Here is a 2,024-nt window from a genome sequence, read left to right on the forward strand (position 1 = left end):
CCCTAGCGGTTCGACCGTTTTTCCGCTAGTGTTCCTTCATGTCCACCGAACGAGGAAAACGTTACACCCAAGACCAGAAGAAGGAGCTCCTCGAGCTCTTTTGCCAAAGCGGATTGAACGCGCCACGTTTTTGCACGGAGATGAATCTGAGCTACCCGACTCTAATGCGTTGTCTCGGGTCCTGACCGAGCAAGTCGGTGCAGTTCGTTGAACCTACCTCTTTAAAATGGACATGCGTGTTGCTCGAAACGAGAAACTAAATATGATGAAGATCAACAGAAGCCTGTCGAGAACCTGAGACGAAGACTTCAAGTGCCGAGCGGAAGCGCCGACACTAGCGGAGCGCTCAGTGGGTGTAGCCGACCGGCCCCATCTCGTCGCACACCAGCATTATCGTCTGGAATACGTCCGCGACGATGTCGCCCATGCCGGAGACGAAGGCGGCGAATTTGGAGTGGCCGGGGGCGGCTCCGCCGGAGAGGCATTGGAATGAGAGGTTGTCCTTGCATGCCTTCTCCATTTTGCGAGAGGTGTCCGTTCCCGTGGAATAGGCGTAGAGCGAGACCTTTCAGGGGCCGCGAGTCGTAGGCTTTCTGTCCGGCCTAGTGGTTGTCGTGCCTGTCCTCGAGGGGCTCGATCCCGATCTTGCTGTCTACGAGGTAGCCGATAGCGTGATCGAGGGTTCCCGGGGTGAGCTGGTCTAGCAGGCTGACGTAGGCCATCTGGTACTGGGCCGTGGTGTCCGGATTGAAACGCGGCTTTGGCTTCATAGTTGTATCCATAAAGCAAGCGAGTCGGAACTCAATTCCTGCTTATTCACAATCGGGAGTTTTTCGACACCCACGTTGGGTACAGTGTTAGCATAGTTGAATAGAAAAAGCCTGTCTTAGCTTGGTATGTTGCCAGTGACGTATCCGATGCCTTCGGAATTGAGAGATTGTTATTGTGTTGGCATCGTACATGATTTGTCAGGGATTAGAGTCCGTGTGATGTTTCGAAAGGTCTGATTTTTATTGAGATTGGTTGCGGATGCTTAAGTTTCTAATATGTTAGAATCTGTGTTTTCGTATTATTCAGTGAATTTCATTATTCTATACGTAATGAGGGTGTTGTAAACGGATTTATATATATTTGAGTTGAGAGTGTTGCTAGACTCGATTCTCTAATTTCCATTGATAGGATTTATTTTATAGCATTCTTTTATGTTGTAGTCCTATACTATAGAGAAAATAAAAACAAAGTTATTGGAAAATGAATAAAATTGTATGTATATTGATGGTTTTTGTCTCCGTTGTATCTGCTAATGCAGCTTCAGTGAGCGTGGTTCAATTCTTTGATTCCACCACTCCTTCGGGGGCAAGTGATAATAAATGGGTGACTATTCCTTCTGGTTGTAATCTCGTAACTGTGGCGAGTACTGACAATTTGAATTGGGAAGGAGGTGTAGGAGCAGTTATATATCTACCTGGAGGTGGGTATTTGACTTCGTCTATAGCGGGTGGTTATCAAATGTATGATACCGACTCTTTGTCTGGTCAACCAGCTGGAGAGTATTTTTTATCTGCCGGAGGCACGTACATAGGGGACAGCGGAACTGCCTATTCTGGAGCGACGATTACTTGGTAGGGCTAATCACAAGGGGGGGGCGACAGCCCTTCCCTTCTTTGATCAAGTGTAAATTCGGCAGGATTGGCGAATAGTGAGTAGAGCTTTTGTGTTATATAGTCATTATTCAAACTGCATCAGTTTGACGTCGGTGACGCTTTGACGTAGGTCCGTATTGGACTCAAGAGAACTGACGAACTGGCTTCCGCAGACCCTGATGGTGACGGCGCTTCCAATTTGATCGAGTTCGCGAGAGCTGGAAATCCGCTTCGTTTCGATGGTGAAGCCTTGGAAAAGGCCGAATTCGATAACAAGGCAGGGGCACCGGCTTTGACGGTTTCCTATCGCCGGAACGCCATTATGGTAGGCGTGGAAGATGGCTTCGAGTATTCAGAGGACCTTCGAGATTGGACGGAGCT

Annotated in this window: 3 protein-coding genes and 1 pseudogene; 2 read left to right on the top strand and 2 right to left on the bottom strand. The window is 48.3% G+C overall.

Annotated elements, in window-relative coordinates:
- Nucleotides 1-346: 346 nt before the first annotated feature.
- Both QEH53_RS23590 and QEH53_RS23595 read right to left on the bottom strand, forming a co-directional pair.
- Nucleotides 347-556, bottom strand: a pseudogene (locus tag QEH53_RS23590) (transposase); the annotation flags it as partial.
- 46 nt (nucleotides 557-602) lie between these two features.
- The gene (locus QEH53_RS23595) at nucleotides 603-770 is read right to left on the bottom strand and encodes a hypothetical protein (RefSeq protein WP_309025694.1); all 168 of its coding nucleotides are present in this window, start codon (nucleotides 768-770) and stop codon (nucleotides 603-605) included.
- Between the two features lie 481 nt (nucleotides 771-1,251).
- Here QEH53_RS23595 and QEH53_RS23600 point away from each other — a divergent pair, with 481 nt between their 5' ends.
- Together QEH53_RS23600 and QEH53_RS23605 are read left to right on the top strand one after the other, a co-directional pair.
- Entirely contained in the window at nucleotides 1,252-1,626 is a 375-nt protein-coding gene (locus QEH53_RS23600; protein WP_309025695.1) for a hypothetical protein, read from the top strand.
- Nucleotides 1,627-1,842: 216 nt separating this feature from the next.
- Nucleotides 1,843-2,024, top strand: a 182-nt coding sequence (locus QEH53_RS23605) for a hypothetical protein (protein ID WP_309025696.1), incomplete at its 3' end; no start/stop codon positions are given.

The sequence above is a fragment of the Pelagicoccus sp. SDUM812002 genome (assembly GCF_031127835.1).
Classification (GTDB): Bacteria; Verrucomicrobiota; Verrucomicrobiia; order Opitutales; family Opitutaceae; genus Pelagicoccus.